We start from the raw sequence: 6695 nt of genomic DNA, 5'->3' as shown, positions 1-6695 counted from the left end.
CCCACCCCGGGCTCCCGCGACGTCGCGGTTTGCCGCGGTTTGCGCGCGCTTCGCCGACCGCAAGCCGACGACTCCGCGAGCCGTGAGGCTCTGATCGAGCTCATGCGAGTGAGCTTGAGGGCACGCAGATGATGTTTCGGAGGCAGGCGAACGGCCGGGACTCCAGACCGACCGTCGGATCCCGAGCGTCCAACCACCTTTCCGGACAAGAGATTTGGACGCTCACCTAGCCACCGCGGCCGCACAGTTGGCGGTAGCGTGCGGCGGTGGGTGCCGTGCGGTGGGGCCTGGAGGCTACGGATGGGGACGACGATGCTCGGGGATCTGCTCGACGAGGCCGTGCTGATACTTGAGAAGGGCGCGGTGGGGACGGACGCGCGGCGGGAGGCGGAGGAGCTGGCCGCGCGGGTGCTCGGGGTGGAGCCGGGCGGGCTGGATCCGCGGCGGGAGCTCGACCGGAGATCGGTGCGGCGGTTGCGGGACCTGGTCGGCCGGAGAGCCGGCGGCGTGCCGCTCGGCCACCTGACCGGGCGGGCCGTGTTCGGGGGGCTGGAACTCCTCGTCGGGCCGGGGGTGTTCGTGCCGCGGGTGCACAGCGAGCTCGTGCTCGCGGCCGGCCTGGAGGCCGTCGCGGGGACGCAGGCGCCGACGGTGGTCGACCTGTGCGCCGGCTCCGGCGCGATCGGGCTGGCCCTCGCCCACGCGCGGCCGGACGCCCGGGTGCACGCGGTCGAGTTCGATCCGGTCGCCGCGGACTTCGCCCGCCGCAACGCGGCCCGTCGGGCCGCGCTCGGGGACACCGGGGTGACCGTCCACGAGGGCCCGGCGGACCGGGCGGGCGCGCTCACCGGCCTGGCGGCCGGGGCCGACCTGGTGCTCGCGAACCCGCCGTTCATGCCGGACACGGCCGACGTGCCGGACGAATTCGGCCGCTACCAGCCCCGCCAGGCCGTGTTCGGCGGCGCCGACGGCCTGCGGGTCGTGCGGCAGGTGGTGGAGGCGGCGGCCGGGATGCTGCGGCCGGGCGGCGCGCTGGTGGTCGAGCACGGGCACCTGCACGGCGCGACGGTGCCGGCGCTGCTGCGGGAGTCCGGCCGCTTCGCCGAGGTGACGTGCCGCCCGGACCAGGACGGCTGGCCGCTGTACTCCTCGGCCGTCCGCACCGAGGCCTGAGAACGCCAACGAAGGGACCCCTCCCGTATCGCGGGGGAGGGGTCCCTTCCGGCTGCATGATCTGATAGCTTCGCCCGCATGTTCCTCCTCTGTGCGTAGAAGCCGCCGTCGCTGCGTCCTGTCCGGGCGCGGCCTTTTGCTGCCCACGCACACGTCTTCGCGCATTCCCGAGGAACACGTTCATGTCTTCGCCTCTCACGGCACGGTCGTACGCGGCCGTGCTGCGAACCCCCTATGCCCGCCGGACGTTCGGTGCGGCACTGCTGGGCCGCCTTTCGTACGGAATGGTTTCTCTGGCACTGGTCCTGGCGGTCCGACGGGCCACCGACTCGTACGCCGCAGCCGGCAGCGTCATGGCGGTGTTCGGGCTGACCAGTGTCTTTCTCTCTCCGGCCCGCGCCGCTCTGGTGGACCGGTACGGTCCGCGCCGCGTGCTGCCGGTCATGGCCGCCGGCTACGCGGCGTTGTTGACCGCGCTGGCGCTGGCGACCGCGTGGTCGGGCGCGTCGGCGCCGGTGCTGGGCGTCCTGGCCGCGGCCGCCGGTGCGAGTACGCCGCCGCTCGGGCCGGTGATGAGGTCGCTGTGGAGCACCCTCGTCCCCGATCGAGGGTTGCTGCAGCGCGCGTACAGCCTGGACGGGGTGGCCGAGGAGCTCCTGTTCGTCACCGGACCCCTGCTGGTGGGTGTGCTGGTGAAGGTCGCCGTGCCGTCGGTGGGTCTCGCGGTGAGCGCCGCCCTCGCGTTGACGGGAGCACTCGCGCTGGCCACCTCCCCGGCGGCCGGCGGCTGGGCCGCTGCGGGGAAGACCGAGGACGGCGGAACGCCCGCCCGGTCGGCCGGCCGTCCCGGCCTGGGCCAGGCGATCGCCGTCGCGGCGGGTGTGGGGATGGCGCTGGGAGCCCTGGACCTCCTGGTGATCGCGGTCGCCGACGCACGGCACGTCCCGGACGCGGTGCCGTGGGTCCTGGCGGCGCTGTCGGCGGGCAGTGCCGTCGGCGGTCTCGTCTACGGCGCCGTCCCGTGGCGCAGCTCCAGCAGGCTCCGGCTGTCGGTGCTCGCGGTCGCGCTGGGGCTCGTCCTGGCGGCGACCGGCCTGTCGCCCCACCCCTACGTGCTCATCGTCGGTGCGGCACTGGGCGGGCTCTTCGTGGCCCCGGCCGTCACGACGGCGTATCTGATCGCCGACGAGTGCGCCCGCCCGGGCACGCGCACCAAGGCGGGCGCCTGGGTGAACACGGCCCTCAACGCCGGCTCGTCGTCGGCGACGGCCGGCGCCGGGCTGCTGGTGGGGCGCCTGCCCCTGCCCGTGTGCTTCGCCCTGGCCGCGGCCCCCGTCGTCCTGTCCGCCGCGACCGGGCTGCGCGGCCGCCGCCACTCCGCGCTCCCGGCCCCGCTCGACGAGGAGCCGACGGAAGGCCCTGACGCCGAGCAGCAGCGCCACGGTTACGACGTGGGGCGCTTCTCTGTACTTCACTCAATCGGGCGATGCGGCGGGCCGGTCCGGCGGCGAATGTTCTCTCACCGGTGATCACCTGGGTTCCGATGCAACACGGTGTCCGTCAGGTGCACTCGCGCCGCGCAAGGCGGTCTACCGGATCAGAGCCCACTGGGAGGGCGAATCCGCAGATTGATCACCATCGAACGCGCGCGGGCTTCAAGGTGCTGCGATGGCAAGAGGGTTGTACAGGTCAACCATCGTGCGCACTGGGAGCGGCAACCAATCGCCTGTCGACTGGTCGCTTCGGGATAGCAGTTCGAGTACTTCGGTCGCAGTCGGACGGCGGCTGGGATCGTGGTCGAGGCACCGGGTGATGACACCGACAAACCGAGAGGGTAACAAGCTGAGAGCAGATTCCAGGGATTCGCCGTCCGGGAGCGGCGCGGCTCCTGCGGCATGGCACAACACCATGCCGAAGGCGTAGAGATCCGTGGCATGTGTGATCGGCGCGCCTGTGAGCTGTTCCGGAGCGAGGAACCCCTGCGTGCCGAGGACATAGTTGGTACTGGTGAGTCCGATGCTGTCGAGGGCGCGAGCGATGCCGAAGTCGATGATGCGGGGTCCTGAGCTGGAGATGACGACGTTGCTTGGCTTGAGGTCGCGGTGGACAATGCCGCGGGCGTGGATGCGCTCAAGCGCTTCGGCGACGCCGACAGCGAGGGTGTGCAGGGTCCTCGGGGGCAGGGCCCCTTGCTGGCTGAGGACCTCGTGCAGTGATGGGCCGGGGATGTACTCGGTGGCCAGCCAGGGCGGGTTGCCGTGGGGATCGGCGTCGACCACTGACGCGGTGTGGAACCCACCGACGAGGCCTGCGGCTTCGATCTCGCGGGCGAAGCGTTTCCGGAAGGTCGTATCCTCGGCGAGCTCCCGTCGGATGACCTTTACCGCGACCAGGCGCTGCCCCGGCGACTGGCCGAGGTAGACCGTGCCCATTCCGCCTTGCCCCAGTACCGCCGTCAGCCGGTAGCGGCCGATACGGCGAGGATCATCCTGCCGCAGCGGACGGTGCCCGGGGGCGATGCCCGACCGCACGGGCGATTGCGGCGTACCAGGCGCCACCCCATCACCATGTGTCGGGGCGACGGGACCCCTGTACCGGTCAGCGTGAGCCTGCTGCGGTGTCGGATCCTGGATGAGCGTAGGCAGTGCGCCCATCTTGCACTCGACTCGGTGGACCCGGATACCCCAGCGGGCGGTGTCCCGATCAAGCGCAGCGAGCAGGTCCATGGTGATCTCCTCTCGGGAGTTCAGGGCCCGTTCGAGGTCCATGCCGTCGATGGTGCGGCGCATCGTGGCGACCGTGAGCTGCTCGATTGCCTGGACGTAGCTGGTCACGCCGTAGGTGGCGGCCCTTGCATCGGACACCTGGTAGGAGACAAAGATGTCGATGTCGACGCGTCGATTGTCCTGCGTGACCACCTGCTGCTGCGGAACCGCCATGACCTGTTCACGCAGGTCGACCCGGAAGCGAACCTTGTCGATGATCGGGATGACGAAGTTCAGACCGGGGTCTAGCGTGCGGGTGTAGCGCCCAAAGCGCTCCACGATGGCGGCGCTGGCCTCCCGAACGATGTAAACCGTTTTGAACAACGTCCTGATGACGAGCGCCACCAAGATGATCAGAACGATGAGGACCGGCTCCACAGCGGCTCTCCCCCTCCTCCAGGTTCCCTGCCCTGACGCCAGCTCGCGCCGGGCAGCAGTCTTCCAGATCTACCCCATGATGCGATTGTCTTCACGAACATGAACTGGCCAGTGGGCAAAGCGCTTTGCGGCGAACGTGGCTATGTCGGCATTCAAACTGTCTTCGGTGGGGATGGGGTTGTTCGTGGCGCGGGAATGCCCAGGTCGATGACGGGCCTGCGAGTGAATCGCTCCGTTTCGTCCCTCTTCGAGCGGAGGAGCGCAAGGGTGAGGTCCAGACCTTCGATCTCCCCGAACCAGCCTTCGGCCTCCGCGCGTTCGCGGCGGGTGAGGAGGTCGGTTTCGAGCTCGTTCAGCCGGCCGAGCATCTTGGGGTTGACGTTGAGCATCGGGCAGCGGATGCAGGCGTGTTCGTGCTGGCAGGGGGTGCCATAGGGACGGGCGCAGGAGCCGAGCTCGACCTTGCGCTTGTCGAAGTGCTCCTCGAACTCCTCCCACTCGGCGGTCGTGGCCTCGCGGTACTCCTCGGCGGGCCTGACCTCGCGCCGCTCGGCGAGGTAGGCCATGTAGTGGCGCACGACGTCCTCGTCGAACACGGCGACGTAGCCACGGGTGGTCTGGAGATTCAGGTGGCTGATCAGGACGGGCCGTGCAGGCGGGTCGCCGCGCGAAAGCGTTCCAGAACCACCGGAGACCGACCCGTGGAAGCGGCTCCCCGTGCAGCTCGTAGTCGGCGAGCACCCGGGGTCGTCAGCGCCGCCCGCCGAACTGCCAGGCGTGCACCTCGATGTGGGCGTACCGGTCCGGGGTCAGGACGGCGCGTGCCGTCTCCCGGTCCGGCGCGCGGAGCAGCGCCGCCGTGCCGAGCCAGGTGGCGCCGTCGTCGGACAGCAGCGGCCCGTAGGCGATCAGTTCGTCCCGGTCGGCCGGGACGGCGAGGTCGGCCGCCTCGCCCGTGCCGAGGCCGAGCACCAGGTACCGGTTGCCGCCGGTCCGGCCGCCCGGGAAGTCCCACATGGTGCGGCCGAGCAGGTTGCGCCACCGCCGCAGCAGCACGTCCCGGTAGACGCCGGCCTGGTAGCCCGGCTCCTCGAAGGCGAACGCACGGGCGGCGGCGGGGCCGGGCAGGTCGACGATGTGCATGCTGCCGGTCGGCGCGCCGTCGTCGTCGAGGGTCGGGCCGCGGGCGATCATCTCCTCCGCGAACCGGTCCATGTAGGACCAGTGGTCTTCCAGCAGTTCGTGGCGCAGCGGCAGGGAACCGGTCCGGTCGCGGTGGTAGCAGAGAAATTCCATGACCGTATGGTCCCGCATGTGAGTGCGCAGGAAGTCGGCCCGGTCGACTTCCTGCGCACGGCGCTGGGCCCAGTACTGCTACACCGGCTCCTGGGCCAGGTTGTCGGTGATGCGCTGGAGCACGGCGACCGCAGCCGCGTACTCCTCCTCCGTGATGTCGCCGAGGAACTCCGTCCGCACCCGGTCCATGTGTTCCTTCGCCGTCGTCAGGCCCTCACGGCCCTGTTCCGTGAGGGTCAGCCGGTCGTCCGTGCCGATGCCGAGCCAGCCCCGGTGCACGAGGGCGTCCACGGCGTGGACGATCACCTCGGGGCCCATGCCGTAGGGCACGGCCACGGCGCGGATCTCCGCCCTGGCGAGGCCCTGCTCGGCCCGGACGATGTTGTTGAGCGCCCACCACTGGGGCTGGGTCACGTCGATGCGTGCGAGGGCCGCCTGCGAGTGTCGCAGGATCGCCTCGGTGGCGCCCCAGGCGACCAGGGCGATGGGCCGTTGGCCGAGGGCGGTGGTGCCGTTCTTCGGGGTGTTTGCGGTCGTCATGATCGCCAAGCTAGGACCTCAAGCGCGGTTGAGGTCAAGGGCGTGGCACGGCCGCCACGAGGTACCCGGCGCGGCGGGCTGCGCGGCGCGGATCGAGGAGGTGCTGGTGGACGCCGACCGCGGCGAATCGTGCTGACGCACTGGCACGGGGCCACACCGGCTCGGCCGTCGGCCGGATCATGCCGGGCGTCTTCGACACCGACCGCGTCCGAGCGATCCGGTCACTGCGTCGGCTTGCTGAGCGGGAGGTCGAAACGGCGGCTTTCGAGCTTGGCGACCCGATCGCCCAACGCGCGGTTTTCGCTCTGCGGGAAGCGGCCGCCGCAACCGCGCTTTGACGTTCGTGTCCTGCTCTGCCCAAGCCCGTCGGCTGTCGCCGGATCACGAAGTGCTGGTGCGTGGGAAGTCGGGTGGGTCGACTTTCCTGTGAGTGTGCTCGGGTCGGGGGGCGCCGAGTGGCGGGGTTGGTGCCGCCGGATCGCGGAATGCCGGGGGGGGGGGGGGGGGTGTGAGGGCGAGAGAGAGCGCTGGCGAGGCGGGCTC

Annotated in this window: 7 protein-coding genes; 3 read left to right on the top strand and 4 right to left on the bottom strand. The window is 70.8% G+C overall.

Annotated features, from left to right (window positions below):
• Positions 1-300 precede the first annotated feature (300 nt).
• Positions 301-1173 carry a N5-glutamine methyltransferase family protein gene (locus ACFV4G_RS42635; RefSeq protein WP_380448919.1) on the top strand — a complete coding sequence of 291 codons (873 nt, stop codon included), beginning with the start codon at positions 301-303 and terminating at the stop codon, positions 1171-1173.
• 182 nt (positions 1174-1355) lie between these two features.
• Positions 1356-2702, top strand: coding sequence for an MFS transporter (locus ACFV4G_RS42630; protein ID WP_380448918.1), 1347 nt, complete (start codon positions 1356-1358; stop codon positions 2700-2702).
• Between the two features lie 126 nt (positions 2703-2828).
• On the opposite strand, the gene ACFV4G_RS42625 is transcribed toward ACFV4G_RS42630, so the two are convergent.
• The 4 genes from ACFV4G_RS42625 to ACFV4G_RS42610 form a co-directional block, all read right to left on the bottom strand.
• Positions 2829-4316: an SPFH domain-containing protein gene (locus tag ACFV4G_RS42625; RefSeq protein ID WP_380448916.1), complete on the bottom strand. Its 1488-nt coding sequence runs from the start codon at positions 4314-4316 to the stop codon at positions 2829-2831.
• 152 nt (positions 4317-4468) lie between these two features.
• Entirely contained in the window at positions 4469-4912 is a 444-nt protein-coding gene (locus tag ACFV4G_RS42620) for a hypothetical protein (RefSeq protein WP_380448914.1), read from the bottom strand.
• Between the two features lie 154 nt (positions 4913-5066).
• The gene (locus tag ACFV4G_RS42615; RefSeq protein WP_380448912.1) at positions 5067-5612 is read right to left on the bottom strand and encodes a YciI family protein; all 546 of its coding nucleotides are present in this window, start codon (positions 5610-5612) and stop codon (positions 5067-5069) included.
• A 78-nt stretch (positions 5613-5690) separates the two neighbouring features.
• Positions 5691-6152, bottom strand: coding sequence for a MarR family winged helix-turn-helix transcriptional regulator (locus ACFV4G_RS42610; protein WP_380448910.1), 462 nt, complete (start codon positions 6150-6152; stop codon positions 5691-5693).
• Here ACFV4G_RS42610 and ACFV4G_RS42605 point away from each other — a divergent pair.
• The gene (locus tag ACFV4G_RS42605; RefSeq protein ID WP_380448908.1) at positions 6151-6288 is read left to right on the top strand and encodes a hypothetical protein; all 138 of its coding nucleotides are present in this window, start codon (positions 6151-6153) and stop codon (positions 6286-6288) included. The two genes, ACFV4G_RS42610 and ACFV4G_RS42605, sit on opposite strands and share 2 nt — an antisense overlap.
• Positions 6289-6695: the final 407 nt, after the last annotated feature.

Source organism: Kitasatospora sp. NPDC059747 (assembly GCF_042732955.1).
Taxonomy (GTDB): Bacteria; Actinomycetota; Actinomycetes; order Streptomycetales; family Streptomycetaceae; genus Kitasatospora.
Note: the sequence above shows the minus strand (reverse complement) of the source record. Positions and strands in the feature narration are given on the sequence as shown.

Bases quoted from the DNA above. Each gene is read 5' to 3' on its own strand.
- ACFV4G_RS42605 (WP_380448908.1), top strand. From the start codon at position 6,151: ATGATCGCCAAGCTAGGACCTCAAGCGCGGTTGAGGTCAAGGGCGTGG.
- ACFV4G_RS42610 (WP_380448910.1), bottom strand. From the start codon at position 6,152: ATGACGACCGCAAACACCCCGAAGAACGGCACCACCGCCCTCGGCCAA.
- ACFV4G_RS42615 (WP_380448912.1), bottom strand. From the start codon at position 5,612: ATGGAATTTCTCTGCTACCACCGCGACCGGACCGGTTCCCTGCCGCTG.
- ACFV4G_RS42635 (WP_380448919.1), top strand. From the start codon at position 301: ATGGGGACGACGATGCTCGGGGATCTGCTCGACGAGGCCGTGCTGATA.
- ACFV4G_RS42630 (WP_380448918.1), top strand. From the start codon at position 1,356: ATGTCTTCGCCTCTCACGGCACGGTCGTACGCGGCCGTGCTGCGAACC.